The 26,168-nt window shown below is 73.0% G+C and carries 22 protein-coding genes; 7 read left to right on the forward strand and 15 right to left on the reverse strand.

Translation table 11 applies throughout. The annotated features are described in order from the left end of the window. Nucleotides 1-59: 59 nt before the first annotated feature. The 6 genes from ACFQ80_RS06860 to ACFQ80_RS06885 all read right to left on the reverse strand — a co-directional run bounded on the left by ACFQ80_RS06860 (nucleotide 60) and on the right by ACFQ80_RS06885 (nucleotide 7,288). Nucleotides 60-1,364 carry an MDR family MFS transporter gene (locus ACFQ80_RS06860; RefSeq protein ID WP_430563091.1) on the reverse strand — a complete coding sequence of 435 codons (1,305 nt, stop codon included), beginning with the start codon at nucleotides 1,362-1,364 and terminating at the stop codon, nucleotides 60-62. Between the two features lie 38 nt (nucleotides 1,365-1,402). Continuing rightward, nucleotides 1,403-3,031: an ABC transporter substrate-binding protein gene (locus tag ACFQ80_RS06865; RefSeq protein ID WP_430563092.1), complete on the reverse strand. Its 1,629-nt coding sequence runs from the start codon at nucleotides 3,029-3,031 to the stop codon at nucleotides 1,403-1,405. Between the two features lie 90 nt (nucleotides 3,032-3,121). Continuing rightward, nucleotides 3,122-4,318, reverse strand: a complete 1,197-nt coding sequence (gene speB / locus ACFQ80_RS06870) for an agmatinase (protein WP_430563093.1) — start codon at nucleotides 4,316-4,318, stop codon at nucleotides 3,122-3,124. A 55-nt stretch (nucleotides 4,319-4,373) separates the two neighbouring features. Beyond that, complete coding sequence (speB, locus tag ACFQ80_RS06875; RefSeq protein WP_430550971.1) at nucleotides 4,374-5,657, reverse strand: agmatinase; 1,284 nt, start codon at nucleotides 5,655-5,657, stop codon at nucleotides 4,374-4,376. 138 nt (nucleotides 5,658-5,795) lie between these two features. Next, nucleotides 5,796-6,845 carry a LacI family DNA-binding transcriptional regulator gene (locus tag ACFQ80_RS06880; RefSeq protein WP_430563094.1) on the reverse strand — a complete coding sequence of 350 codons (1,050 nt, stop codon included), beginning with the start codon at nucleotides 6,843-6,845 and terminating at the stop codon, nucleotides 5,796-5,798. Between the two features lie 59 nt (nucleotides 6,846-6,904). After that, the gene (locus ACFQ80_RS06885) at nucleotides 6,905-7,288 is read right to left on the reverse strand and encodes a DUF4440 domain-containing protein (protein WP_430563095.1); all 384 of its coding nucleotides are present in this window, start codon (nucleotides 7,286-7,288) and stop codon (nucleotides 6,905-6,907) included. Nucleotides 7,289-7,528: 240 nt separating this feature from the next. On the opposite strand from ACFQ80_RS06885, the gene ACFQ80_RS06890 reads away from it, so the two are divergent. Next, entirely contained in the window at nucleotides 7,529-8,434 is a 906-nt protein-coding gene (locus ACFQ80_RS06890; RefSeq protein ID WP_430563096.1) for an HNH endonuclease, read from the forward strand. Between the two features lie 213 nt (nucleotides 8,435-8,647). After that, nucleotides 8,648-9,484, forward strand: coding sequence for an MBL fold metallo-hydrolase (locus ACFQ80_RS06895; protein ID WP_430563097.1), 837 nt, complete (start codon nucleotides 8,648-8,650; stop codon nucleotides 9,482-9,484). Here the strand turns inward: ACFQ80_RS06895 and ACFQ80_RS06900 are convergent. After that, complete coding sequence (locus ACFQ80_RS06900) at nucleotides 9,481-10,593, reverse strand: FAD-dependent oxidoreductase (protein ID WP_430563108.1); 1,113 nt, start codon at nucleotides 10,591-10,593, stop codon at nucleotides 9,481-9,483. The two genes, ACFQ80_RS06895 and ACFQ80_RS06900, sit on opposite strands and share 4 nt — an antisense overlap. 170 nt (nucleotides 10,594-10,763) lie before the next feature. Here ACFQ80_RS06900 and ACFQ80_RS06905 point away from each other — a divergent pair, with 170 nt between their 5' ends. Then, nucleotides 10,764-11,597, forward strand: a complete 834-nt coding sequence (locus tag ACFQ80_RS06905) for a sulfurtransferase (protein WP_430563098.1) — start codon at nucleotides 10,764-10,766, stop codon at nucleotides 11,595-11,597. 10 nt (nucleotides 11,598-11,607) lie between these two features. On the opposite strand, the gene ACFQ80_RS06910 is transcribed toward ACFQ80_RS06905, so the two are convergent. The 7 genes from ACFQ80_RS06910 to ACFQ80_RS06940 are packed head-to-tail and all read right to left on the reverse strand — an operon-like array spanning nucleotide 11,608 to nucleotide 20,669. Further along, nucleotides 11,608-12,615, reverse strand: coding sequence for an aldo/keto reductase (locus ACFQ80_RS06910; protein WP_430563099.1), 1,008 nt, complete (start codon nucleotides 12,613-12,615; stop codon nucleotides 11,608-11,610). 27 nt (nucleotides 12,616-12,642) lie between these two features. After that, nucleotides 12,643-14,016 (reverse strand): NtaA/DmoA family FMN-dependent monooxygenase, encoded by a 1,374-nt coding sequence (locus tag ACFQ80_RS06915; RefSeq protein ID WP_430563100.1) that lies wholly within the window; start codon nucleotides 14,014-14,016, stop codon nucleotides 12,643-12,645. Beyond that, nucleotides 14,009-15,475 (reverse strand): LLM class flavin-dependent oxidoreductase, encoded by a 1,467-nt coding sequence (locus ACFQ80_RS06920; RefSeq protein WP_430563101.1) that lies wholly within the window; start codon nucleotides 15,473-15,475, stop codon nucleotides 14,009-14,011. Before ACFQ80_RS06920 ends, ACFQ80_RS06915 begins: the two co-directional genes overlap by 8 nt. 59 nt (nucleotides 15,476-15,534) lie before the next feature. Further along, the gene (locus ACFQ80_RS06925; protein ID WP_430563102.1) at nucleotides 15,535-17,208 is read right to left on the reverse strand and encodes a dipeptide ABC transporter ATP-binding protein; all 1,674 of its coding nucleotides are present in this window, start codon (nucleotides 17,206-17,208) and stop codon (nucleotides 15,535-15,537) included. After that, entirely contained in the window at nucleotides 17,195-18,112 is a 918-nt protein-coding gene (locus tag ACFQ80_RS06930; protein ID WP_430563103.1) for an ABC transporter permease, read from the reverse strand. Before ACFQ80_RS06930 ends, ACFQ80_RS06925 begins: the two co-directional genes overlap by 14 nt. Next, entirely contained in the window at nucleotides 18,112-19,044 is a 933-nt protein-coding gene (locus ACFQ80_RS06935) for an ABC transporter permease (RefSeq protein WP_430550956.1), read from the reverse strand. The genes ACFQ80_RS06930 and ACFQ80_RS06935 overlap by 1 nt, the downstream gene beginning before the upstream one ends. Before the next feature lie 8 nt (nucleotides 19,045-19,052). Then, entirely contained in the window at nucleotides 19,053-20,669 is a 1,617-nt protein-coding gene (locus tag ACFQ80_RS06940) for an ABC transporter substrate-binding protein (protein ID WP_430563104.1), read from the reverse strand. Between the two features lie 166 nt (nucleotides 20,670-20,835). On the opposite strand from ACFQ80_RS06940, the gene ACFQ80_RS06945 reads away from it, so the two are divergent. Then, entirely contained in the window at nucleotides 20,836-22,020 is a 1,185-nt protein-coding gene (locus ACFQ80_RS06945; protein WP_430563105.1) for an FAD-dependent oxidoreductase, read from the forward strand. 17 nt (nucleotides 22,021-22,037) lie between these two features. Here ACFQ80_RS06945 and ACFQ80_RS06950 read toward each other — a convergent pair whose 3' ends face one another. Beyond that, nucleotides 22,038-22,736, reverse strand: a complete 699-nt coding sequence (locus ACFQ80_RS06950) for a GntR family transcriptional regulator (protein ID WP_430563106.1) — start codon at nucleotides 22,734-22,736, stop codon at nucleotides 22,038-22,040. Nucleotides 22,737-22,823: 87 nt separating this feature from the next. On the opposite strand from ACFQ80_RS06950, the gene ACFQ80_RS06955 reads away from it, so the two are divergent. The 3 genes from ACFQ80_RS06955 (at nucleotide 22,824) to ACFQ80_RS06965 (ending at nucleotide 26,137) form a co-directional block, all read left to right on the forward strand. Further along, nucleotides 22,824-24,188: an MFS transporter gene (locus tag ACFQ80_RS06955; RefSeq protein ID WP_430550952.1), complete on the forward strand. Its 1,365-nt coding sequence runs from the start codon at nucleotides 22,824-22,826 to the stop codon at nucleotides 24,186-24,188. Nucleotides 24,189-24,342: 154 nt separating this feature from the next. Further along, nucleotides 24,343-25,656, forward strand: coding sequence for an APC family permease (locus ACFQ80_RS06960; RefSeq protein WP_430563109.1), 1,314 nt, complete (start codon nucleotides 24,343-24,345; stop codon nucleotides 25,654-25,656). Nucleotides 25,657-25,711: 55 nt separating this feature from the next. Then, nucleotides 25,712-26,137, forward strand: a complete 426-nt coding sequence (locus tag ACFQ80_RS06965) for an Hsp20/alpha crystallin family protein (RefSeq protein WP_430563107.1) — start codon at nucleotides 25,712-25,714, stop codon at nucleotides 26,135-26,137. Nucleotides 26,138-26,168 lie beyond the last annotated feature (31 nt).

Below are 26,168 nucleotides of genomic sequence, written 5' to 3' on the forward strand. Positions count from 1 at the left end.
GGGACGAGCGGGCGGGACGAGCGGGACGACGGGCGCGACGGGGGCGGGCGGGGCGGGGCCTAGGGGTGGCCGGCCTCCGCGGGCGCTCGCGGGCGCAGCGCGGCGCGGCGGGCGGCGTCGAGGGCCGTGACCTCGGCGACGCGGCGCTGCCGTGACCGGGCGGTGATCGCGAGCAGGGCCGCGACGACGAGCGCCAGCCCGGACGCGCCGAGCCACAGCACCTGCGACCCGTAGGCGTCCAGCACGAACCCGCCGGCGACCGGCCCGACCGCCGTCGCCAGCGAGTGGGTGAGCCCGTAGACGCCCTGGTAGCGCCCGCGCCGGAGCGGGTCGGCGAGGTCCGCCGTCATCGACGTCGCCTGGGGGTGGGAGCCCATCTCGCCGAGGGTCCAGATCGCGACGGTCACGAAATATATCGGCAGGGTGGCGGCCAGCGACTGCAGGCCGACGCCCACCGCCGTGAGGGTGATCGCGAGGACGATCACCAGGTCGCGCGACCAGCGGTTGAACAGCCGCGCGGTGGGCAGCTGCAGCAGGCACAGCAGCACGCCGTTGAGGGTGAGCAGGATGCCGAAGTGGCTGGACGGGTGCCCCTGCTCGGTCATGACCAGCGGCAGCGTGGTGGTGGACTGCACGTAGACGATCGAGTACACGAACATCACCGCGGCGAAGGTCATGAAGGTGCGGTCGCGGAGCACGGACAGCAGGCCCCCGCCCCCGGCCCGGCCGAGCTCGCGCGCGGCGCCGTCCGTCGTCGGCGCCTCCTCGGGCAGCTGGACGCGGGTCTCGGGGACCTTGGCGGCGATGACGCCCACGGACACGAGCACGAGCCCGGCCTGGCACCAGAACAGCAGGGAGAAGGACACCTCGGCCATGAACCCCGCGGCGAGCGGGCCGATGGCGTACCCGAGGTTGACGGCCCAGTAGTTGTAGTTGAACGCGGTGCGCCGGTGCTGCGGCTCGACGAGGTCGCCCACCATGGTCTGGATGACGGGACCGCAGGTGCCGTTGAACAGGCCGTACGCGGTGAGCAGGACGGCGATCAGGCCGGCGCTGTCGGCCATCGGGATGGCCACGAGGGCCACCACGCTCAGCAGCTCGCCGGCGAGGAGCACCCGCCGGCGCCCGACCTTGTCGGCGAGCACCCCGCCCGCGAGGGACGAGACCACGACCCCGACCCCGTACGCGGCGACCACGAGCCCCGCCTCGCCGGCGGACATGCCGACCGAGGAGGTGAGGAAGATCGTCATGTAGGGGACGACGAACCGTCCGATCCACACCACGAGCTGCGCCGTCCACAGCCACCAGAAGGCCGAGGGAAGGTCGCGCAGCCGGGTGTGTCCGGCGGTCACGGGCGGGGGCATGGCGTCTGTCTCCTTCGGTGCCGGGCGGGGTGCCCGCGTCACTCGGCGGCCGCGGGCTCGTCGATGCGGAGGGTCGCGAAGTCGAGCGTGGCGGGGGCCGCGATGGAGTGGGACGACTCGACTCCCTCCAGCCAGTCCTGGGCCACCATGAAGTCCGTGGACCAGGCGAAGACGGGCGCGCACCCGGCCTCGTAGGCGGCGGCGCCGGCCTCGACGTACGTCTCGGCGGACCCGGTGGTGAGGGCCTCGTCGAGCAATCCGGTCGTCGTCTCGTCGGAGCACTGCAGGTGGTTGAGCCCGCCGTCCGCGTCCCAGAAGACGTGGCCGTGCATGTAGGCGTTGTTGGAGTCCGGCCACGTGGCGGGCGCGATGAGCACGTCGGGGGCGTCCTCCGGGTGCTCGGGGAAGTCGCCGAAGACCTCGGAGGACTGGTGGCTGGTGACCGTCGCGGTCATCCCCAGCGCCTGCAGCTGGGCGGCGACGATGTTGGCCATCTGCTCGGCGTCCGAACCGCCGGCGTTGTAGCCGATCTGGATCGCGGTGCCCGGGGCCAGCGACCCCACCCACTCCTCGAGCGCCGCCGGGTCGTGCACGAGCTCGCGGGTGTCGACGTCGACGGGCAGGGCGCCCTTCGGGTAGTAGCCCTGGGCCACCTCGGAGCTCACCCCGGTGACCTGGTCGATGAGCGCCGCCCAGTCGATCCCCTCGAAGAGGGTCCGGCGGGCGTCGGCGTCGGCGAGGAGGTCGCGGTTCGGGTTCATGTACATGACGCCCACCTGGAAGGACGGCAGCGCGAACGCCTCCAGCGCCTCCGAGTCGAGGTACTTCTGGCGCGACGCCGTCGGCACCCCCGACAGCAGGGCGTGCAGGTCGCCGTTCTCCAGCTCGAGCTGCATCGCGGAGATCTCGGTGTAGACCGGCAGCTCCACGGTGGTGAACGTGGGGTCGAGGTCGCCCCAGTACTCGTCGAACCAGGTGAGCTCGTAGCCCTCCCCCACGACCGCCTCGGACAGGACGTACGGGCCGGTGCCCGCCGAGTGCGTCGACAGCCAGGTCTGCGCGAAGTCGTCGCCCGCGTGCTCCTTCAGCGCCGTCGGGCTGATCATCCGCGGCCCGTACGGGGAGGCCAGGTAGTCGAGGAACGCCGAGTTGGGCTGCTCCAGCGTGACCGTGACGGTGTGGTCGTCCACCTCCTCGACGTCCGCGACGCCCTGCACCATGTAGGCGGGGCCGGCGTCCACGTCGAGGCGGCGCTGGAACGACGCCTCGACCGCGGACGCGTCGAACGCCGTGCCGTCGTGGAACGTCACGCCCTCGCGCAGCACGAAGGTGTACTCGGTGAAGTCGTCGCTGACCTCCCACGACTCCGCGAGCGACGGCACCACGGTGGCGGCGTCGTGGTTGCCCGCCTCGTAGCGCACGAGACCCTCGTAGGCGTTGGTGGTGATGGCCAGGCCGTTGCCCGAGTAGTACACGTCCGGGTCCGGCGGCTGGCCGATGTCGTTGAGCACCCCCAGCCGCAGCACGCCGTCGGTGGGGGCGGCCGCGGTGGCGGAGGCGTCGCCGGACTCCCCGCCGGCGCAGCCGGAGAGCAGGACGGTGCCGACGGCGAGGAGCGCCAGGGTGCGCCTCGCCACGACGGGCACACGGCGCGTGCGTGAGGTCATGGTGGTCTTCTCTCTCTGAGCTGGCTCGGCAGGGCGGTGCGGGGACGGTGCAGGGACGGTGCGGTCGGCGGTGCGTCAGTCGGCGGTGCGTCAGTCGGCGGTGCGGAAGACCTGGTTGCGGCGGTTGCCGTCGGCGTCCAGGCCGATCGCGTAGGGGTGCAGGTAGTCGGGCTCGGTGAGGCCCTGGCGGTGCATCGCGATGCCGGTCATGGCCTCGCGGACGGCGCGGTTGGCCAGCAGGGCGGTGATCTCGCCGCGGTCGTCGTAGGGCGGGGAGACCTCGACGACGTCCATCGCGACGATCCCGACCTCGGCGGCGAGGCGCCGCACGGCCCGGAGGATGTCGTTCGAGGTGATGCCGCCGGGCTCGGGGGTGCCGGTGCCCGGGGCGTAGGCCGGGTCGCAGACGTCGATGTCGAGCGAGATGTACAGGTGGTCGGCCTGGTCGAGGGCCTCGTCGACGGCGCGCTCCAGGACCTTGTCGAAGCCGTCGCGGACGATCTCGGCCATGAAGTGCGTGCGCATGCGCTGGTCGTCCATCCAGTCGAGCGTCTGCTGGTCGGGCCAGTAGCCGCGCAGCCCCACCTGGACGAAGTTCTTGCCCGGCACGGCGCCCGAGTCGATGAGGTGGCGCATGGGCGTGCCGTGCGACGCGAGCGACCCCGGCATGTCCGACCCGGTGTCCGCGTGCGCGTCGAAGTGGACGATGCCGACCTTGCCGTGCCCGTAGTGGTCCGCGACCGCCGTCGCCGACGGCCATGTGATCGCGTGGTCGCCGCCCAGGACGATCGGGACGGCCCCGGCGTCGACGACCGTGCCGATGAACTTGCGCACCTCCTCGAACGTCTTCGCGGTGTTTCCCACGAAGACGGGGGCGTCGCCGTAGTCGGCCATCACCAGCTCGTCGAACGCGTCGACGTGGGTGTCGAGGGAGAAGTGCGGGCGCCCGTAGCCGCCCTTGTAGTCGCACGCCCGGATGGCGAGCGGCCCGTGGTTGGTGCCGGTCCGGCCGGTGGCGGTCGAGTCCCACGGGACGCCCAGGACGGCGACGTCGACCTGGGCGGCCCGCAGGTCCTCGGGCGTGAGCGCCACCGGCAGCTTGGCGAACGTCTGGATCCCCGCGAACCCGCCCTCGGCCTTGCGGTTCGCGAACAGCAGCCCCGGGGGACGTCCCTCGTTGAAGTCGTCGGTGGCGCCGTGGCCCTCCAGCCCCTGGCCCAGGCGGCGAGGCTGCTCCCAGAAGCCGTCGGGCCACCGGTCGTGAGAGTGGTCGTGGTCGTGTGACATGCGTGTCCTCGGGTCGTCGGGGTGGGGGTCGTCGGGGTGGGGCGTCGGGTGGTGCTCAGGCCGGGGCGTCGCGGAAGACCTGCGTGCGCTGCCGGCCGTCGGCGGTGCGGTTGAGCGCGTGGGGGTCGGCGTGGTCGGGGCCCGTGAGGCCGAGCCGGCGCATCGCGGTGCCGGTCATGGCCTCCCCGATCGCGCGGTTGGCCAGCAGCACGGTGATCTCGCCGTCGTTGTCGTAGGGCGGCGCCACCTCGACGACGTCCATCGCGACGATCCCGACCTCGGCCGAGAGCCGCCGCACGGCCCGCAGCACGTCGATGGAGGTGATGCCGCCCGCGACCGGGGTGCCCGTGCCGGGCGCGAACGCCGGGTCGCAGACGTCGATGTCGAGCGAGATGTACAGGTGGTCGGCCTGGTCCAGGGCCTCGTCGACGGCGCGCTCGAGGACCTTGTCGAAGCCGTCGCGGACGATCTCCGCCATGAAGTGGGTGCGCATCTGGCGCTCGTCCATCCAGTCGAGCGTCTCCTGGTCCGGCCAGTACCCGCGCAGCCCCACCTGGACGAAGTTCTTGCCGGGCACCGCGCCGGAGTCGATGAGCTTGCGCATGGGGGTGCCGTGGGAGGCCAGGGCGCCGTTCATGTCGGTGCCGACGTCGGCGTGCGCGTCGAAGTGGACGATGCCGACCTTGCCGTAGCCGTAGTGGTCCGCGACGGCCGTCGCGCACGGCCACGTGATCGCGTGGTCGCCGCCCATGATGATCGGGATCGCGCCCGACGTGACCACGGTCCCCACGAACTTCCGGACCGACTCGAAGGTGCCCGCCGTGTTCCCGACGTGGATCGGCGAGTCGCCGTAGTCGCACATCGTGAGGACCTCGAACGGGTCGACGCGCACGTCGAGGTGCTTGCTCGGGAAGCCGTAGCCGGCGAACGACGGGACCTGCCGGAGCGCGAGCGGACCGTGGTTCGTGCCGGACCGGCCGCCCGCCGTCGAGTCCCACGGCACCCCCAACACGGCGACGTCGACGCCCGCGGCGACGAGGTCCTCCGGCGTGAGCGCCATCGGGAGCCGGGCGAACGTGCGGATGCCCGAGTGGCTGCCCGAGTGGCGACGGTTGACGTGGAACAACCCGGGCGTGCGGCCCTCGTTGTAGTCGTCCGTGGCGCCGTGCCCGTCCAGTCCTTCGCCCAGCCGGCGCGGCTGCTCCCAGAAGCCCTCGGGCCACCGGTCGTGGCTGTGCTCGTCGCCGCCGTGCGCGTGGTCCTGACCGTCGTGGTCGTCGTGCGCGCCGGCCGTCGTGTCCTGGTCGGCGCCGTCCGTGGTGTCGTGCTCGGAGGTCATGGCGGCGACGCTAGGGCGCTGCCTAATCGTTTATCCAGGCTTCGAGGGGAGCCGAAACGCACGTTTTACCCCAGGCGCCACGGCTCGAGACCGCGACACGTGCCCGCACCTCGGACGTAACCGAGGTGAAACGATTTGTCAGACGCCGTCGCGAGCGAGCGTCCCCGCGGTGGACTCCCGCAGGTGCACCGGCGCCGGCACCGTGCGCACCGACCCGACCGCCTCCGACGGATCCTCCTCGCCCTCGATCAGCGCGACGAGGCGCTGGACGCAGGCGACCCCCAGCGCGTGGGCCGGGAGCTCGATCGCCGAGACCGGCGGGTCCTCACTGAGCAGAGCCGGCTCGTCGGCGCACGCGGCGACCAGCACATCGCGGCCGGGTTCCCGGCCCGCCGCCCGGAGGACCTCCGTCGCACCGCGGACCACGAACGACGACGCCCCCAGCACGAGGTCGACGTCGGGATGAGCGGCCAGCACCGGACGCAGCAGCTCACGGTGGAGCGCCACGGAACGCTCGCCGAACGTGGTCTCGACCAGCACCGGCGTCACGCCCCGCTCATCGCACCAGCGGGTCACGACGTCGCGCAGCAGGATGCCCCACCCGCTGTGCGCGTCGGGGGCGGCGAGCAGCGGGCGGCGGGCGCCGCGCGCCGCCGCGGCGTCGAGCAGGGTGCGGACGGCCGTCTCGTGGTCGGCCGCGACCACCGCGCACCGCGACAGCTGCGGCGGCACGTGCTCGCCGGCGACCACCGGGACCGACATCGACATCAGCTCGCGGGCACGCCGGTCGTCACCGATCGGGTCCACGACCACGATGCCGTCGACCCGCGGGGTCGTCGCGCGAGGCTGGGAGGCGTCGGAGGAGAGCACCACGACGTCGAGATCGTGCTGGTGCGCCGTCTCGATGGCGCCCGCGAGGAACTCGCGGAAGTACGGCTTCGCCAGGGCCGCCGCGGCGTGCTGGTGGTGGATCCCGATCGCCTGGGCGCGACCGGTCCGAAGGCCGCGCGCGAGGGAGTTCGCCACGTAGCCCAGTTCGTCCGCCGTCTGCTGCACCCGGGTGCGGGTCGCGTCGGTCATCCGGCCGCGACCGGTCAGTGCGTGCGACGCTGTCGCGACCGAGACGCCGGCGGCGGCGGCGACCTCCTTCAGCGTGACCGGGCCCGCGGCACGCCACCTGCTCGTCATGCGCAGACCCTACCCGCGAGCGCCGGCCAAGGACGGGCGTGCCGACCTCCCGCCCCGCGTCACGCGTCCATCGGCGTGAGCACGGCGATGCGCCACCCGTCGTCCGTGCGCACGAGCTGGTACACGAACCGTTCGGTGCCATCGCCGGGCCCGTCGTGGTGCCACGTCACGTCGGCCCACACGCTGTGCGTCGTGGCGGCCGCGACCCGCACGTCCGACGTCATGCCCGTGACGCCCTCGTACTGGCTCCACGACGACCCGAAGAACTGCTCCGTCTGCGCGCGGCTCGTCACCGGCAGCGACTGCCCCGGAAACAGGATCAGGGCCGGTACCGCGTACAGGTCCGCGACCGCCGCCTCGTCACGGTCCAGCAGCGCCTGCCGGTAGCGGTCGAAGAACTCCGCGGCCACGGCGTCCGGTGCGTCCGTGCGGTCGGTGGTCATGGCGTCACCTCTCTGCGTCTCTGCTCGGTCGGCATGTCGACCGTACGCGCGACAACCGACGCGCCGCCCGCCCCGCCGTGGACGACCGCACGAGGCACTGGCTGCACGACCGCGTCGATCACTAACCCTCGGGCGCCGGATCATCGGCTGACGCGGACCGTCGGGTGAATTCCTCCGCCACCAGGAGAGTTGCTCCCGCGAACTCTTGCGGCTGAGTCGGCGCGATGGTGAGCTCCTCGCGTGGAGTCGGCGGTCGAGGCGGAGCTGCGCAGGCAGATCATGGCGTGGGTAGGCGAGCGGGCGGAGGCCAACGGCGGCTTCCTGCGGCGCGACGAGCTGCTCGACTTCCACCTCGACGGCGAGAAGCTGCCCGTCATCGACTACTCGCGCGGTATCCGCAATCCGGCGTCGTTCGGCTCGACGCTCTCGATCGTGAGTACGCCCGGTCGATATCACGACAGCGAGATGTCCGAGGATGGACTGCTCCGTTACGCCTACCGCAAGGGCGACCCCTGGTCGGGCGACAATCGCAAGCTCCGCCAAGCGATATCCACCGGCATGCCGCTCATCCTGTTCCGCAAGGAGATCGCGAACGTCTACACGCCCGTGTTTCCGGTGTACGTCATCGACGATGAGCCGGAGAACCGACAGTTCCTCATCGCGTTGGACGAGTCGTTCACCTTCCTGCACGACCCGCGCCACCTCACCCAGCCGCAGCGCGAGTACGCCCTCAGGCTCGCGCGGCAGCGCCTGCACCAGCCGGCGTTCCGCACCCGCGTCCTCGTCGCGTACGAGACGCGGTGCGCGATCTGCGAGCTCAAGCACGGGTCCCTGCTCGACGCCGCCCACATCGTGCCGGACGGGCACGAGCTCGGCGCGCCGACGGTGACCAACGGTCTTGCGCTGTGCAAGATCCACCACGCCGCGTACGACCAGAACATGCTCGGCGTGACGCCGGACTACGAAGTACGCATCTCGTTCGGACTCCTTGAGGAGGTCGACGGGCCGATGCTGAAGCACGGCCTGCAGGAGATGCACGGGCGGCGGCTGACCTTGCCGAGACGGCGCGGCGACCGTCCCGATCGCGATCACCTGGCCTGGCGCTACGAGAGCTTCGACGCGACAGTTCCGCGGACCACGACGTGATGCCCGTCGTCGGGCACCAGATCGCCGCCGGAGGCTATGGCCCAAGGTCCGGGGACGGCCGGGCGCAGCAATGAGTTTCGCCCCGTCCGTCGGTCACCACCGACACGCGGGACGTCCGGCCGGGCCGTCGCCGCGGCAACCGGACAGGAGACCGACCATGGCCACCACGATCCTGGACACCGTGCCGTCGGTCGACGGCCCTGGGCTGACGCCGTGCTGACGCGGGTCGCGGACGGTGTGTGGGCGCACCAGAGCGGGCTGCTCCAGAACAACGCGGTGGTGGTGCGCGGCCCGAGCGGCGTGCTCCTCGTCGATCCCGGGCTCACCCACGACGAGATGGCGTGCCTCGCGCACGACCTCCGCGACCTGGGCGAGCCGGTGGTGGCGGGGTTCGCGACGCATCCCGACTGGGACCACGTGCTCTGGCACGCCGAGCTCGGCGACGCGCCCCGCTACGGCACGGCCCGCTGCGCGGCCGAGCTGCGACGCCTGCTGTCGGACCCGGGCTGGGAGGCACGCGTCGTCGAGGGTCTGCCGCCCGAGATCGCGGACGACGTGCCGCTGGACGGGTACGGCCTCGTCACCGGCCTGCCGGACGGGGCGACGCGGATCCCGTGGGACGGCCCGCACGTCCGGGTCATCGAGCACCCGGCGCACTCCCCCGGCCATGCGGCACTGCTGATCGAGGAGCGCCGCGTCCTCGTGGCCGGCGACATGCTCTCGGACGTCTTCGTCCCGATGCTCGACGTCTTCGACGACACCAACGACCCGATCACCGACTACCTCCGCGGGCTGGAGCTCCTGGAACGGGTGGCCGGCGACGTCGACGCCGTGGTCCCGGGGCACGGGTCCGTCGGCGGGGCCGACCAGCTGCGTGCGCGGATCGCGCAGGACCGCGCGTACCTGCACGACCTGCGGGACGGCCGTGCTCCCGACGACCCGCGAATCGGCCCGAGGGCCAAGCCCGGCTGGGAGTGGGTGAGCGACATCCACGAAGGGCAGGCCCGGAGCGTCGCCCAGCGACGCGAGGCCGGCGGGTCGCGCGGCTAGCGCGCGGCGGCGTCGGACGCCGTGGCGTCGAGGTAGCGCACGATCCGGTTGACGGCGTCCCGGCCGGCGCGGTTGGCGCCGATGGTGGAGGCGGACGGCCCGTAGCCGATGAGATGGACGCGCGGTTCGCCGTCGACCTGCGTGCCGTCCATGCGGATGCCTCCGCCCGCGGTGCGCAGGTGCAGCGGCCGCAGGTGGTCGAGGGCGGCGCGGAAGCCGGTGTTCCAGAAGATGACGTCGACGGGGACCAGCTCGCCGTCGGGCGTGACGACGCCGTCGGGCTCGATCCGGGTGAACATGGGCCGCCGGTGGAGCACGCCGCGCGCCTCGGCGGCCCGCAGCGACGGTGTCTTGATCAGGCCGGTGACGGACACGACGCTCAGCGGCGGCAGGCCCTCGCGGACCCGGTCGGCGACCATCGCCACCGCGCGCGAGCCGTCCTCGGGGTCGAACGAGTCGCGCCACACGGGCTCCCGGCGCGTGAACCAGAACGTCTCCGCCACGTGCGAGACCTCCTCCAGCAGCTGCACCGCGGAGATCCCGCCGCCGACGACGGCGACGCGCTGCCCGCCGAAGTCCTCCGCCCGCACGTAGTCGGCGGTGTGCAGCTGGCGGCCGCGGAACGTCTCCTGCCCCGGGTAGGCGGGCCAGAACGGCTTCGACCACGTGCCCGTCGCGTTGACGATCGCCCGCGCGGCGACGACGCCGGACCCGCCGCCACCCTCCCAGCGGACGAGCAGCCCGCCGTCGTCCTCCTCCTCCTCCTCGACGCGGCGCACGCGCACCGGCCGGACGACGGCGAGGCCCAGCTCGTGCTCGTAGTCGCCGAAGTAGGCGGGCAGCACGTCGACGCTCGCCGCCTCCGGCTCCACGTCGGGCTGCTCGATGCCGGGCAGGTCGTGGATGCCGTTCACCGTGCTCATCCGCAGCGAGCGCCAGCGGTGCCGCCACGCTCCGCCGGGCCCGTCCTCGGCGTCGAGCACGAGGGAGGTGCGCTCGCCGGTCTCCGCGCCGACCGCGGGCACGAATCCTCGCCGCCGCAGGTGGTACGCCGCGGACAGACCGGCCTGCCCCGCGCCGATCACGACGACGTCCGCAGCCTGCGGCATGTCCTCGGTCGTCGTCACGTGTCCCAGAACGCGCCGCACGCGACCAGGATTCCGGGTGGCTGCGGTCGCCCGTGTCTCGCCATGCGGGAGGGCGCCGGGGCGGGCGTGACCGCCGCCGACGCGGGCGCTAGACAAGCCCCGGCCACGCCCCCGACACGGATGGACTCCCCATGACCGTCGTTCCCCCGCCCGTCGTCACCGCCGACGAGCTCCGCACCGCGATCGGGGACGGGTCCACCGTCGTCGTCGAGGTGCGCCGCGGCGGCACGGCCCCGACGCCCGGCGATGGCGCCCGCATCCCCGGCGCGCACGCCGTCGACCTCGCCGAGCTCACCGGCGTGGTGCGGCCCGGCACGGGCGCGACCCCGCTGCCCGACGCCGCGCAGGTCCGCGCCCTCGTCGAACGGTGGGGCGTGCACGACGCCAGCACGGTCGTCGTCGCCACCGCCGACCACCCGTCCACGGCCACGCGCGCGTGGTGGGTGCTCCGCTGGGCCGGCCTGGCGGACGTCCGCTTCCTCGACGGCGGCCGCGCCGCCTGGGTCGCGGCCGGGGGCGCGCTCACCACGGAGCGCCCCGCGGAGGGTGGCGGCACCGCGACCGTCACGCTCGGTGCGCTGCCGACGGTCGGCTCCGACACCGCCGCCGACGCCGCGCGCCGGGGCCGGCTCGTCGACGCGCGGGGCGCGGAGGCCCACGCCGGCACGCCCGACGACGGCGACGGGGCGCGCACCGGCCACGTCCCGGGGGCGGTGAGCCTGCCGGCGGCCGGGGCGCTGCGCGGCGGCGGGCTCGCCGACGAGGCGACGCTCCGCGCCCGGTACGCGCCCTACCTGGACACGGCACCGGCGGGCGAGGCGCCGCTCGTCGCGTCGTGCGGCAGCGGCGTGGCGGCGACGGTCGACGTGCTCGCCCTCGCGGTGCTGGGCGTGACCGTGCCGCTGTACCCGGGGTCGTTCACCGGCTGGGTCTCCGAGGGGCGTCCGGTCGCGAAGGGCGCCTGAGGTCAGGCTGTCAGCCCACCCGACCCGGGCCGCCGGACAGCGTGCCGGGGAACAGCTCCCGCAGCTCCCGGTCGTCCTCGGCGGTCGGCCGCCACCGCGTCGCGAGCAGGTTCTCGTCGAGCTGCTCGGGCACCGTGACGCCCGCGATCACCGAGGCGACGGTGGGCTGCGCGAGCAGCCACCCGATCGCGACGGCGCTGGGCGTCACGCCGCGCTCGGCGGCGAACTTGGCGAACCGGTCGAGCGCGTCCCAGGGGGCCTCGCCGAGCAGGTACGTCTTGAGGTTCGTGATCTTGGCGTCCGCGGGCGCGTGGTCCCTCGTGTACTTGCCGGTGAGCAGCCCGTTCTGGAGCGGGAAGTACGGCAGCAGCCCGAGCCCGTAGTGCTCCAGCGCGGGGATCAGCTCCTCCTCCGGCTTCCGCCACAGGAGGCTGTACTCGTCCGTCGTCGAGACGAACCGCGAGTACCCTCGCGCCGCCGCGACGTGCTCGGCGTCGGCCACCTGCCAGGCCTTGAAGTTCGACGCGCCCACGTACCGGACCTTGCCGTCGCGCACCAGCACGTCGAGCGCCGACAGCGTCTCGTCGATCGGCGTCCGGGAGTCCCGGAAGTGGATCTGGTAGAGGTCGATGTAGTCCGTGCGCAGGCGCCGCAGGCTGTCCTCCACGGACGCGACGACGTACTTGCGCGCCCCGGTGAGGCTGTACGACGGCCCACGGTCGGCAGCCAGCGAGCGCCCGAACTTGGTGCCGACGACCACCTGCTCGCGGCGGCCGCGCAGGGCGTTGCCGAACAGCTCCTCGGACAGGCCGGTGCGGTCGCCGTAGCCCTCGGCGAGGTCGAAGTACGTGACCCCGAGGTCGATGGCGCGGTCGACGATGCGGTTCACCTGGTCCTGCCCGACGGCGCGCATGCCGGTGCGGCCGAAGGTGCTGGCGCCGACGGCGAGCTCCGACAGGACGAGGCCCGAGCGGCCGAGCGTGCGGTAGCCGTCGGGAAGGGTGGCGGAAGCGGGCACAGCGGTCTCCTCGAACTGGTGGGTGGGTCAGCCGTTGTCGGTGTCGAGGAGCCCCTGGAAGGTGGACGCCTCGTACTCGGTGCGGAAGAGGCCGCGCCGCTGGAGCTCGGGGACGACGAGGTCGACGAACGCGTCCGCGGGGCCGCGGTGGTACGGCGGGAACACCTGGACGCCGTCGAGCACCCGCTCGGCGAAGTTCTCCTCGATCCAGTCGGCCACGTCGCGCGCGTCGCCGACGACGGCGGGCTGCTGGTCCTCACGGGAGCGCAGCACGTACTGGTACAGCTCGCGGAAGGTGGCCTCCTCGCCGAGCTGCGTCGCGACGATCTGCCGCAGGAGCAGGCGGTCGTCGCGCACGTCGCCGGCGCCGCGCTGCACGCGGCCGCGGTACAGGCCCTCGAGCGCGTCGGGCTCGAGACCGTCGATGTCGACGACGTCGAGCACCCGCTCGGAGTCCCGCACGCGGGACAGGTCGACGCCGAGCGCCTTGGAGAACACCTCGGGGATCTCCTCGGCGGCCTGCAGCGCCACGACCTCCCGGAACTTGGCCCGCGCCTCGCGACCCGTCCCGGCCACGTAGACCGTGACGCCGGGGACGATCTTGAACTTCTCCGGGTCGCGACCGGCCGACGCCACGCGGGCCTTCTGCGCCGCGTACTCGGCCCTGCCCCGGTCGAGCCCGAAGTACGGCGAGAACCGGATCTGCGCCAGGTCGGCGCCGTAGGCGAGCGACTCCTCGGACAGCCCGACGTGGACGTTCGGGATCCGCTGCTGCACGGGCCGGGGCACGTTGAGCGGCCCGCGCACCTCGAAGAACTCGCCGCTGTGCTCGATGCGGTGCCAGCTGCCGGGCCGGACGAGGGTGTCGTCCGCCTTGTCGTCGAGCAGGAAGTCCTCGTCCCAGCTCTCGTAGAGCAGCCGGTTGACGACCTCGGTGAACTCGCGGGCCCGCGCGTACTTGGTGCCCTCGGTCGGGACGGGGTTGCGGCCGAAGTTGCGCGCCGGGTCGCCCTCGCGGTCGATGCCGAAGACGACGTTGAGCGCCGTCCGTCCGCGCGAGAAGTGGTCGAGCGTCGCGAGCTGCCGGGCGGTCGCGTACGGGTGCTCGAAGGAGCTGTTGACCGACATGAGGAACCCGAGGTGCTGCGTGACGGCGGCCGCGTACCCGGCGTAGACGAAGTTGTCCCACCGGTAGATGCGGTTGAGCCGGTCCGGCTCGCTGCCGAGCGCGCTGCCGGAGAAGACGTAGTCGAGCTTCCCCCGCTCGGCGGTGCGGGCGACGTCGACGATCACGCTCGGGTCCACGAGGCCGCGGTTGTCGGCCTCCGGCAGGCGCCACCCGTTGAGGTCCCAGCCGGTGCCGTACGCGGCCAGGCCGATGCGGAGCTTCCGGTCAGCCACGAGCGGCCTCCTCGGCGGGCGCGGCGAACTGGTTCGGCGGCACCGGCAGCCCGAAGTGCCCGCGGAACGTGTCGGACTCGTACTCGGTGCGGAACACGCCCTTGTCCTGCAGGATCGGCACGACCTGCGACGTGAACCGCTCCAGCTGGTCGAGCATGAACGGCGACTGGATGTTGAACCCGTCCGCGGCGCCGGCGTCGAACCACTCCAGCAGCGTCGTGGCGACGTCGTTCGCCGTGCCGATCGCGAGCGGGAAGCCGCCCCCGAGGGAGCTGTGCAGCAGGTCGCGTCCGCGCACGGTGCCGGCCTCGACGGTGCGGTCGGTGCGCTCCGCGACCAGCGCGAGCAGCCGGCGTCCGGCGTCGTTGAACGACGCCGCCACCGCGGGCGTCACGACGCCGTCGAGCCCCAGCGGGCGCAGGTCGGCGCCGACGCGCTCCCCCACCGCGCGCAGGCTGCGCGTCCCGAGCGGCAGGCCGCCGCGCTGCGTGGCGAGCGCACGGAAGCGGTCGCTCGCGTAGTACTCCTCCGGCTGGTCCCCGGCGACGGGGTCGGAGTCGATCGGCAGGCCGGCGTTGAGGCGGTCGAAGAGGTCGATCGCCTCCTCGCGGGTGTCCCCGATGACGGGCGTGATGCCCGGCATGAAGAAGATCGGCTCGTCGCGGCCGCGCAGGCGCCGCGCGCGCTCGCGGATGTCGGCGTTGAACGCCGCGGACGTCGCGAGGTCCGGCGGGCCGGTGAAGTTGACGTCGCAGTACTGGGCGGTGAGCTCGCGGGACAGCTCGGACGCCCCGGCGTAGAGCAGGGGGACGTGCCCCTGCGGCGGGCGCAGCATCGGCAGCGTCCCGGCCACGGAGAAGAACTCGCCCTGGTGCTCCAGGCGGTGGATCTTGGTCGGGTCCAGGTACTCGCCGGACTCCTTGTCCTGCAGGTACGCGCCGTCCTCGATGCTGTCCCACAGGCGGCGGATCACCTCGATGAACTCGGCCGCGCGCCGGTAGCGGCTCTCGCCGCCGAGGTCCGGGAGGCTGAAGTTCTTGGCCGCGAGGTCGTTCGCCCCCAGCACGACGTTCCAGGCCAGGCGCCCGTGGCTCAGGTGGTCGAGCGAGGCGGTGAGCCGCGCCAGGGTGAACGGCTCGTAGAACGTCGGGTGCGCCGTGACGGCCAGCCCGATCTTCGACGACTGCAGCGCCAGCTGCGACGCGAGCGTGAACGGCTCCAGCCGGCCGCCGTTGTGCGTCGTCCCGTAGTGCTCCTTGTAGACGTCGCCGGGCAGCGTGTCGCCGAGGAAGAAGAAGTCGAACTTCGCGTCCTCGACCAGTTGCAGCACCCGGCTCGGGTACTCGAGGTCGAAGGCGTCCGGCGTCGCCGCCTCGGGCAGCCGCCAGCCGCCCCAGTGGGTGCCGTTGAGCCAGTACATGTACCCGAGGTGCAGCTGGCGACGGGCCGGCTCTGCCATGTCGTGTTCCTTTCGAGGTGGTGCGTGACGGTGTGGTGCGCGGCGACCCGGGGCGGCGCTCACGACCGGCCGGGGACGGCGTCGGCCGCCCCCGGGATGGCGGCGAGGAGCTCGCGGACGTAGTCCGTCGCGGGGTCCGTGATGACGTCGAGGGCGGGCCCGCGCTCGACGATGTCGCCGTAGCGGAGCACGAGGATCTCGTCCGAGATCTCCGCGATGACCCCGAGGTCGTGCGAGATGAAGAGGTAGGTCAGGGCGAGCTCGTCCTGCAGCGACGTGAGCAGGTCGAGGATCTGCCGCTGCACGGTGACGTCGAGGGCGGAGACGGGCTCGTCGAGCACCAGCACCTCGGGCCCGGGGGCGAGCGCGCGGGCGATCGCGACGCGCTGGCGCTGCCCGCCGGACAGCTCGGCGGTGTACCGGTCGGCGAGCGCCGCCGGCAGGCCCGTGACGTCGAGCAGCTCGTCGACGCGCCGCGCACGGTCCTCCTTGCCGCCGATGCGGTGGCCCGCGAGCGGCTCCTCGAGGATCGACCGCACGGTGGTGCGGGGGTTGAGAGACGCGAACGGATCCTGGTAGACCATCTGGACCGTGCGGTAGAGCGGCGCCTGGCCGCGCCCGCGCCCGTGGTGCACGACGGGCCGGCCGTCCACCGTGATCGTCCCCGCGTCCGGGGCGCCGAGGCCGGCCAGCAGCCGCACCAGCGTCGTCTTGCCGGAGCCGGACTCCCCGACGATGCCGAGCGTCGTGCCGCGCCGCACCTCGAAGCTCGCGTCCCTGACGGCGGTGACGGCGGCACGCCCGCGGTGCGCGCGGAACGTCTTCGACACGTCCCTCGCCTCGACGACGACGGGCGCGTCCGCGGGGACCCGCTCCTGGCGCCGCTCGCTCCGGGCCCGCGCGGCGTCGGCCCCGGAGAACCCGAGCGACGACGACCGCAGCAGCTGCTCCGTGTACGGGTCGCCGGGGTGCGCGACGACCTCGTGCGTGCGGCCGGAGCGCACCAGGCGACCGTCCTTGAGGACGGCGATCTCGTCCGCCCGCTCGGCCGCCACGCCCAGGTCGTGGGTGACGAGCAGGACGGCGAGGTCGTTCTCCTCCACCAGGCCGTCCAGCAGGTCGAGGATGGTCCGCTGTACGGTGACGTCGAGCGCCGTCGTGGGCTCGTCGGCGATGAGCAGGCGTGGCTGCGTCGACATGGCGGCGGCGATGAGGACGCGCTGGCACATGCCGCCGGACAGCTCGTGCGGGTAGGCGTGGAAGATCTTGTCCGGCTCGCGCAGCCCGACCTGCTCGAAGAGGTGGATCACCCGCTCGCGCCGCTCCTGCTTGGTCGCGAGGCCGTGGGCGCGCAGCGGCTCCCCCGCCTGGACGCCGACGGGCAGCAGCGGGTTGAGGCCGAGCAGCGCGTCCTGCGGGATGTAGCCGATCTCCTTGCCGCGCACCGCGCGGCGCTCCCGCTCCGGCAGGCCGGTGAGCTCGCGCCCGCCGAGGGTCACGGTGCCGCCGACGACGCGTCCGTTCTCGGCGAGCGTGCCGGTGACCGTGCGGCCGAGGGTCGACTTGCCCGACCCCGACTCCCCCACCAGCGCCAGCACGCGGCCCGGCTGCAGGGAGAGGCTGACGTCGTCGACCACGCGCGTGGCCGGGCGGCCGCGCACGGCGAACTCGACGCTCACGCCGTCGAGCGTGAGCAGCGGCTCGCGCTCGGTGCTGGTGTCAGGCGACGACACTGGTCCTCCCTCGGTTGAGCGACCGCCCGATGCGGTAGACCGCCAGGACGGAGACGACGACCACGAGCCCGGGCAGCAGGCTGAGCCACCACTGGGTCGCGATGAAGGTGCGTCCCTCGGCCACCAGCAGCCCCCACTCCGGCGTCGGGGGCGGCGCGCCCAGGCCGAGGAAGCTCAGGGACGCGACGGTGAGGATGGCGCTGCCGATCTCCATCGTGGCGAAGGCGAGCACCGACCGGGACGCGTTGGGCAGCACGTGCCGGGCCAGCCGGTAGGCGTAGCCGTGGCCGGCGAAGACGGAGGCCTCGACGTACCGGGCGTTGCTCACCTTGAGCACCTCGGAGCGCATGAGGCGCGCGAACGTCGCGGTGCTGTTGATGCCGATGGCGATCGCGATGTTGATGGTGCCGTGGCCGAGCGCCGAGATGATCGCGAGCGAGACGATGAGGCTCGGCACCGACAGCATGATGTCGATGAAGCGCATGAGGACGCTGTCGAGCCACCCGCGGACGGCGCCCGCGACGAGCCCGACGACGGACCCGCCCACCAGCCCGATGAGCACCGCGACCACGGCGGCCTGGATGGACAGACCGGTGCCGTGCACGGTGCGCGTGAACTGGTCGCGCCCGAGGTCGTCGGTGCCGAACAGGTGGGTGGCGCTGGGCGCGAGCAGCATGGCGTCGCCGTCCTGCGCGAGCGGGTCGCCGGGCGCGAACACCGACGGCGCGACGGCCGCGACCAGCACCACGACCAGCCACAGGTACGAGACGACGAGGCTCGGGGTGCGCAGGACGTCGAGCAACCACAGCCGGGCTCGGGTGCCCCGGCCGACGCGCGCGGGCCCCGCCGGCGCCGCGCCCCCGGGTGCCCGACCGAGCGCGCTCGTGCGTTCGATGACGCTCATCAGCCGTCCAATCGGATCCGCTTGTCGATGACCGGGTAGACCAGGTCGACGAGGAAGTTGACAGTGACGAAGATCAGCGCGCTCACGGTCACGGCGATGAGGACGACGGGCATGTCCCGGCCGTTGACGGAGTCGACGATGAGGCGCCCGACGCCGAGGCGGGCGAAGACCGTCTCGGTCAGCACGGTGCCGCCGACCATCACCCCGACGAGGGTGCCGAGCGCGGTGACGACGGGCAGCGCCGCGTTGCGCAGCGCGTGCCGCACCACGACGTCGAACCGGCTGAGGCCCCAGCTGCGCGCCGTCTCGATGTACGGCGAGGACAGCGCGCCGCGCAGGTTCGCCGTGAGGAGCTGCGCGATGGTGCCGCCGCCAGCCACCGCGATCGACAGGGAGGCGACCAGGAGGCCGAGGAACGAGTCGTCGCCGAACGCGTCGATCCAGCCGAGCCGGAAGGCCACGACCTGCACGAGCACCAGGGCGACCATGAACGGCGGCAGCGACACCGCGACGGGCGGCAGCGAGATCAGCAGCTCCCGCATCCAGCGCCAGCTCGTGAGCTCGATGACCACGGCGAGCGACACCCCGAGGAGCACCGCCAGCGCCAGCCCGACGAACGCGAGCTGCAGCGTCGCCGGGAACGACTCGAAGAAGACGTCGACCGCGGGTCGCCGCTGGTAGAGGCTCTGCCCGAAGTCGCCCGTCACGGCCCCGGACAGCGCGTCCCAGTACTGCACGAGGACGGGCCGGTCCAGGCCGAGCAGCTCGCGCTGCTCGGCCAGGAGCGTCTCGATGTCGCCGCCGGAGGCGCCCATGGTGAGGCCGCCCGCGGCGTCGCCCGGGACGACGTAGAGCAGGAAGAACGCGCCGGTGAACGCGCCCCACACCACCACGACCGCGTACGCCAGCCGCCGCAGGCTGTACCTCACCATGTCGGGTCCTACTTCTCGGAGAGCCAGGCGTTGTACAGGTACTGGTCGAGGCCGACCGGCTGGATGTCGTGCACCGTGGGCTGGAACGCCCAGATGTCCGTGTCGTTGACGATCGGCAGCACGTAGGCGTCCTCGACGAGGAGCTGGCTCGCCTCGTCGACCACGGCCTGGCGCTCCGCCTTGTCGGTGAGCGTGTTCTGCTCCTGCAGCAGCGCGTCGAGCTGCTGGCCGGCCTTGTCGTCCTCCGCGATGAACGAGCGGTCCGAGCCGGTCGCGACGCCGTAGTTGGCCCGCAGGACGTCGGGGTCGGGGGTCGAGTGGTACCAGTACGCGATGTCGTACTCGCCGGACAGCAGCTTCTCGTTGGCCTCCGCGTCGAGCGGCGGGTCGAGCACGAGCTCGATGCCGAGCTCCTTCCACTGCGCCTGCACGACCTGCTCCGCGGCGCCGTCGCGCGGGAAGCGCAGCGACAGCCGCTCCCCGTCGGCGTTCACCCGGATGCCGTCGGCGCCGACCTCGCTCCACCCGGCCTCGTCGAGCAGCTTCTTCGACAGCTCCGGGTCGTAGGTGAGGTACTCCGACTGGTCGGAGAAGTACGGGTTCGCCTCGCTGAGCGGCCCCTTCGCGACCTTGTCGTAGCCGCCGGAGACCAGCTTGGTGAACTCCTCGCGGTCGATCCCGTGCTGGAGCGCCTGGCGCACCCGGACGTCCTGGAGGAACGGCGACGACGTGTTGACGGGCCACTCCGTGCCGGTCGCCGGGTTCACCGTCTCGGTGATCGTCAGACCGGCGCCCTCGAGCTGGGACACGTACTTCGCGTTGACCCAGTAGATGAACTGCAGCTCGTCCCCGGCGATGACGGCGCCGTTGCGCACGGAGTCCTCGGGGATGATCTTGTAGACCACCTCGTCGAGATAGGCCGGCCCGCTGCGGCCGAAGTACTCGGGGGCCCAGTCGTAGTCGGCGCGCTTCTTGAGCACGATCCGCTGGTTGGGCGTGTACTCCTCGAGGGAGAACGGGCCGCTGCCGTCGATCGCCTTCTGCCGCTCCTCGACGGGCAGCTCCGCCGTCTTGGCCGACACGATCCCGGCGTGCGCCCGCGACAGGCTCACGAGGAACGCCGCGTTGGGCTTCTCGAACTCCACCTCCACGACGTTCTCCGCCGGCGTGCGGATCTCCTTGATGCCCTCGACGATCGTCTTCGCGCTGGAGTGGATGCCGGGGCGGGCGAGGCTCTCGAAGTTCTTCTTCACCACCTCGGACGTGAGCTTCGTGCCGTCGTGGAACGTGACGTCGTCGCGCAGGGTGAACGTGTAGACCCGCGCGTCCTCGACCGTCCAGTCCGTGGCCAGCCACGGCTCGATCTCCTGGGTCTCCGGGTTGAAGAACACCAGCGAGTCGGTGAGGGCGCGCGCGACCGTGCGCCACACCTGGTTGACGACGGCGGCGTCGACGCCGTTGGGGTCGGCGCTGAGCCCGATGCTCAGCGTGCCGCCCGGCCGTTCGCTCTCGGGCACCGTCTCCTCGGCGGCGTCACCGCCGCCGGCGCAGGCCGCGGCCAGCAGGGTCACCAGTGCGGCGACGGCGGCGAGGCGCCACCGTCGGGGTCCGTGGGTCGTCGACACGGTCGTCCTCCTGCGGTTCGGGCGTGCGCACGCCAGCACCTGGCGCGACGGAGCAGGAGGCTGGGCCCGCGGGGCGGAGGAGTCAATCGTCGGCCGCGATTGCTCACGATCTGAGACGCGCGTCCCACGCTCCGCGCCGGGGCGGACCCGGCTACCGTCGGTGACCATGGCTCCCACGACGGACGGCGGCCGCACGGCGACGGTGATCGGGGGTGGCGTCGGCGGTCTGGCCTCGGGCCTCGCGCTGGCGCGGCACGGCTGGGACGTCACCGTCGTCGAGCGCGCGACGTCGCTGGACCCGGTGGGCGCGGGGATCGTCGTCGCCCCGAACGCGGTGCGGTCGCTGGACGCGCTGGGAGTCGGCGACGCGACGCGCGGCCTGGCCGCGCTGCAGGGCGAGCTCGGGCTGCGTCGTCCCGACGGGCGGTGGCTGGTGCGCGGCCGCGCGGAGGGCGCGACGTCGCTGTTCGGCGACCGCACGCTCATGCTCCACCGCGCGCAGCTGGTGGCGCTGCTCGCGGGCGCTCTTCCGGCCGGGGCGCTGCGGCTCCGTACGACGGCGACCGTCACGGATCCGGGCACGACGTCCCGCCCGGCACGCGTGACGACGACCGACGACGCGGGGACGACGACGGAGGCCGACGCGGACCTCGTCGTCGCGGCCGACGGCATCGCGTCCGCCACGCGCACCCGCTGGTGGCCGAGCGCTCCCGCCCCGGTGTCCGGCGGGTCGACGGCGTGGCGGTTCGTGACCCCGCGCGTCCCGGGCGTCGTCGGCTCCGAGATCTGGGGCCGCGGGATCGTCGCCGGGGTCATGCCGCTGGCCGACGGACGGGTCTACGTGTACGTCTCGGTGGCCGACGCCGCCGGCGTCCCGCGCGACCTCGGCGAGCTGCGCGCCCGCCTCGCCGACTGGCACGACCCGGTCCCCGCGCTGCTCGCCTCCGTCGACGACGCCACCGCGCTGCGGCACGAGCTGCGGCACCTGCCCGCTCCCCCGGCGTCGCTCGCGACCGGCCGGGTCGCCCTCGTGGGCGACGCCGCGCACGCGATGCTGCCGAACCTCGGGCAGGGCGGGTGCCAGGCGCTCGAGGACGGGGTGGTGCTCGGCGCGCGTGTCCGCCCGGACGACGACGTCGCGGGCGCGCTGCTGCGCTGGTCGGCCGAGCGACGGCCGCGCGTCGCGCGGGTCATGCGGATGTCGGCCCGGGTCGCCGGCCCGACCCTGTGGACCTCACCCGTCGCCACCGCCGCCCGCGACGCCGGGATGCGCGCCGTCGGCCCGTGGACGGCGGCGCTGGGCCCGCGGGCCCTCCGCCCGGTCATGGCCTGGCGGCCGCCGGAGGACTGACCGCCGAGGTCGGTCCGTCACGCCGGCGCGAACAGCTCGGGCCGCTCCTCCTGGATGTGCGTGATGTCCTGCAGCACCACGCGCAGGTGCTCCCGCAGCCGGACGACGGCCGCCGGGACGTCCCCGGCGGCGAGCGCGTCGACGACGGCGGCGTGCTGCGCGACGAGGTCGGTCATCTTGCCGCCCTCGGGCAGGGAGAGCCGCCGCGCACGATCCATCTGGGCCTTGGCCGACGCGACGATGCGCCACGCGGACTCGTGCCCGCACGCGCGAAGCAGCAGCTGGTGGAACTCCTCGTCGAGGTCGAAGAAGCGTGACGCGTCCCCGTCGCGGTCGGCCTCGCCCTGGCGCACGATGTGCGCCCGCAGCTCGGCCACGTCACCCGCGCCGACGTTCGTCCCGCCGACCTCCAGGGACGTGCACTCGATCGCCTCGCGCACGAACTGAGCGGCGACGACGTCCTCGTACCGGATCGGCCCCACGAAGCTGCCGCGCTGCGGGAAGACCTCCACGAGCCCCTCCTCGGCCAGCAGGATGAGGCTCTCGCGCACGGGGGTGCGACTGACGCCGAGCCGCGAGCCGATCTCCGCCTCGGACAGGGGCGCGCCGGGCGCGAGCTCGAGGTCGATGATCTGCCGGCGCAGCCAGGTGTGGACGAGCCGGCGGGTGTTCTCCCCACGGACCCGCGCGGTCAGGAGCGGCGACGACGACGGCATGGCCCGATTGTGCCGTAGTTCCGGCCGTCGTGTTCTAGCGCACTAGTATGCTAGCGTGCCGCCGGTCCACTGCGAGGAGGCAGCAGCATGAGCAGCACCCCGACCCGCGCCGTCGATCCGAAGACGTTGCGCAAGACCGTCGGCGCCTCCGTGATCGGGACGATCGCGGAGTACTACGACTTCTTCATCTACGGCACGGCCTCCGCGCTCGTGTTCAACAAGATCTTCTTCCCCGAGACGGACCCGCTCGTCGGTACCCTCGCCGCGTTCTCGACCTATGCCGTCGGGTTCTTCGCCCGCCCCCTGGGCGGGCTCGTGTGGGGACACATCGGCGACCGCCTCGGCCGGAAGAAGGCCCTGGTCTTCACCCTCCTGCTCACCGGGCTCGGCACGTTCGCCGTCGGCCTCATGCCGACGTACGAGCAGATCGGCCTCTGGGCGGCGGCCATCCTCGTGGTGGTCCGGCTGATCCAGGGCTTCGGCGTGGGCGGCGAGCAGGGCGGCGCCGTCCTGCTCACGGCCGAGGCCTCGCCGCGGGACCGCCGCGGCTTCTACGCGAGCTTCGTCCAGCTCGGCTCACCGGTCGCGTACCTCATCCCGACGGCGCTGTTCGCGAGCCTGCAGCAGTGGATGGACCCGGACGCCTTCCTCGCCTGGGGCTGGCGCGTGCCGTTCCTGCTCTCGATCGTCGTCGTGGCCGTCGGCCTGTTCATCCGCTCCCGGGTCGACGAGTCCGAGACGTTCAAGGCCGCCCGGGACCGCAAGGCCGCGTCCCACGCGCCGCTGCGCCAGCTCTTCGCGCACCGTCGCCGCGAGGTGGTCGGCGGCTTCTTCGCCAAGTTCGTCGAGGCCGCGATGTTCCCCTTCTACACGATCTTCCTGGTCGCGTACGCCGACAACAACGGCTACGACTCGGGCCTCGTGCTCGAGGCGGTGATCATCGCGATCCTCGTGGAGATCGTCATGATCCCGGTGTGGGGGCGCCTCACCGACCGGATCGGGCGTCGCCCCCTCTTCCTCGGGTTCGCGGTGCTGAACCTGGCCCTCATCGTCCCGGCGTTCCTCGCCGTGCAGTCGGAGAACCTGGCTCTGATCGTCGCGCTGCTCGTCGCCGGCCTCGGCCTCGGCCACTCCGGGACGTACGCCCCGCAGGCCTCGTTCTTCCCCGAGCTGTTCGACTCGTCGGTCCGCTACTCGGGCGTCTCGGTCGTGTGGCAGTTCGGCTCGATGGTCGCCTCCGGGCCGTTCACGGTGGTCGCGACGGCGCTCCTCGTCGCCGCGGACGGCGGCTTCTGGCTCGTCGCGGTCTACACGGCGGTGCTGGTCGTCTGCTCGATCGTCGCGCTGCTGCTCCTGCCCGAGACGGCGCCCGCCCGCCGCGGGGGCCAGGAGTACGCCGACTGGCCGCTCTTCGACGAGTCCCCGGCCGAGCCCGTGGCCCGACAGCAGTAGTCCGCGCAGGGTTCCCCGGTCGCTGTCGTCCTACGCTGACACAGTCCCCACATCAGCCGCCGAGGAGCTGAGTCCCGCGTCGTCCGACCCCCGCCCCACGAAGGACGTTCCCAGCGCTGCCGCGCCCGAGGGACAGCTCCACCGGAGCCTGTCCCTGCGGCACCTCGTCGTCTACGGCCTGCTGTTCATCGGGCCGACCGCGCCCATGGGCACGTTCGGCGTGCTGGACGCGCGCAGCAACGGCGCGGTCGCCCTCGTGTTCGTGGTCGCGACCGTGGCGATGGCGTTCACCGCCTGGTCGTACGCCCGCATGTCCGTCGCGGTCCCGAAGGCGGGGTCGGTCTCGGCCTACGCGACCGCGGGGCTGGGGCGGCGACCGGGCTTCATGGCCGGGTGGATGATCGGCCTGGACTACCTGTTCATCCCGAGCCTGGCCGCGCTCTTCTGCGGGATCGCCAGCCACGCCCTGTTCCCCGCGGTGCCCGTCTGGGCGTTCACCGGCGTCGCCGTGCTCCTCATCACGGGCCTGAACCTCGGCGGGGTCCGGCTCGCCGCCACGGTGGGGTTCGTCGCCCTGGTCGTCGAGATCGTGGTGCTCGCCGCCTTCTGCGTCGGCGCGGTCGTCGTGCTGGTGCACGAGGGCCCGGCCAGGCCGTGGCTGTCTCCCCTGACGGGGCTGGACGGGTTCACGCTCGCCGGCACGCTCGGGGCGGTCTCGGTGGCGGCGCTCGCCTTCCTGGGTTTCGACGCGATCGCCACGTTCGCCGAGGAGAGCACCGGCTCCCCGCGGCAGATCGGGCGGGCCCTGATCTTCTGCCTCGTCCTCGCCGGGGCCCTCTTCGTGCTCCAGACCTACCTGGGCGCGCTCCTGACGACGGCGACTCCTCAGGAGCTGGCCGCGAACCCCGAGCAGCAGGGCACGATCTTCTACACGACGATCAGCGAGGAGATGGGGGCGTGGCTCGGCACCACCGTCACGACGGCGCGCGCCATCGGCCCCGTGCTCTCCGCGCTCGTCGCACAGGCCGCGGTGAGCCGCCTCATGTACGGGATGGCGCGCGACGGACAGCTGCCGGCACGGCTCGGGTCCGTGAGCCGCCGGACCGGCGTGCCCCGCCTGGCGACCCTCGTCTCGGCGGTCGCGACGCTCCTCATCGCCGTGGCGGCGGCGGTCCGGCCCGACGGCCTCGACCTGCTGTCCTCGATGGTCACGGTCGGCGCCCTGACCGCGTTCGTCTTCCTGCACGTCGCCGTGGTCGGCTACTACGTCGTCGGCGGGCGCACCGACCGTCGCGCCCTCCACACGGTCGTCCCCGCCGTCGGCCTGGCGATCGTCGTCACCGTGCTCGTCCTGGCGAGCCACCTCGCCCTGGAGGTCGCGGCCGGATGGCTCGTCCTGGGCCTGGTCATCATGCTCGTGCGGGGCAGGCGGCGTGACGCGTCCGCCGTCGGCGAACCTGGAAATTGAGTCGGGGTGGCTCAAGTTGAACCGGTCAGCAGCAACTCACCTGGAGGAGGACAGCATGACCACCACCCTGACCCGCACCCCGTTCGCCGACGCCTGGCTCCGCGACCTGTGGACCCCGCGCCTCGCCGACCTGTCCCGGACGGAAGGCCCCGTGCCCGCCGCCGACGTGTACCGCGACGGCGAGGACCTCGTCGCCCGCCTCGACCTGCCGGGCGTGAACCCGGCCGACGACGTCACCGTCGAGGTCGAGGGACGCAAGCTCGTCGTGCGCGGCGAGCGCAAGGACCAGCGCTCGGAGGAGTCCGAGGGCCGACGCATCTCGGAGGTCCGCTTCGGCGCCTTCCGCCGCGTCGTCACCCTGCCGAAGGCCGTGGACGGCGACGCCGTGACCGCGTCCTACGACGCGGGCGTCCTGACGGTCACCGTCGCCGGCGTCTTCGCCGGCACGACGCCGCAGCGCATCGAGGTCACCAGCGCCTGATCCCAGGCTGATCTCAGGCACCGCCCGACGG

Origin of the sequence: Isoptericola sp. NPDC056578 (assembly GCF_042793275.1) — a bacterium.
In the GTDB taxonomy this organism is placed as follows: Bacteria; Actinomycetota; Actinomycetes; order Actinomycetales; family Cellulomonadaceae; genus Isoptericola.